At 58.5% G+C, this 258-nt stretch carries 1 protein-coding gene; it reads right to left on the reverse strand.

Annotated elements, in window-relative coordinates; all coding sequences use genetic code 11:
• Positions 1–258, reverse strand: a 258-nt coding sequence (locus PZC42_RS21840; RefSeq protein ID WP_277214299.1) for a DUF1385 domain-containing protein, incomplete at both ends; no start/stop codon positions are given.

Raw genomic sequence — 258 nt, forward strand, 5'->3', positions numbered from 1 at the left:
GCAATCCGCCATTCCAGGGACGGGCCCAGCAGCAGGGCGAACACCACCACAGAAACCACCATAACCGTAAGCAAAAAAGCCGTGCCGCAGCGTGGGTGGGGCGTTTTGAACTTCCGCACGTTCTCGATGGTCAGGGGCAGCCCGGCCTCATAGGCGTGCACGGTCATGTGCTCGGCGCCGTGGTAGGCAAAGACCCTTTTAACATCCTTGATCATGCCGATCAACATGATGTAGGTCAGCAGGAAGACCAACCGGATC

It is taken from the genome of Isoptericola croceus (genome assembly GCF_029382255.1).
GTDB lineage: Bacteria > Actinomycetota > Actinomycetes > Actinomycetales > Cellulomonadaceae > Isoptericola > Isoptericola croceus.